Origin of the sequence: Micromonospora sp. DT4 (assembly GCF_049841675.1) — a bacterium.
Lineage (GTDB): Bacteria > Actinomycetota > Actinomycetes > Mycobacteriales > Micromonosporaceae > Micromonospora.
This window is the reverse complement of record NZ_JBNCKT010000468.1, coordinates 1-290: the sequence shown is the minus strand read 5'-3', so window position 1 is coordinate 290 and position 290 is coordinate 1. Positions and strand designations below refer to the sequence as shown.

Genomic DNA, 290 nt, shown 5'->3' with positions numbered 1-290 from the left:
CGAGCCACCCCATCTCACCACCGTCATCACGGGTCACCCTCGGCACACCCACACCCGTGAGCACCTCACCGACCCGCAGCACACAATCAGCCCCGCCACCCCAACCAGCCAGAGCCCCCACCGCCGCAGCCAGGCGCCACCGCAGCACCGCCGACGACAACCCCATAACCCCGGCCACCACCTCCACCCCACCACCACCGGGGAACACCACCTGATCACCCGAGGCGAGCCCCGGCACCACACCCGCACGCCGCCACACCGGCAACCCCACATCACCCACCCACCGCAAC

1 protein-coding gene is annotated in these 290 nt (G+C 71.0%); it reads right to left on the bottom strand.

Annotated features, from left to right (window positions below):
- Positions 1–271 (bottom strand): hypothetical protein (locus ACLQ24_RS30555; protein ID WP_425895189.1); only part of this gene is annotated, 271 nt, incomplete at its 3' end.
- Positions 272–290: the final 19 nt, after the last annotated feature.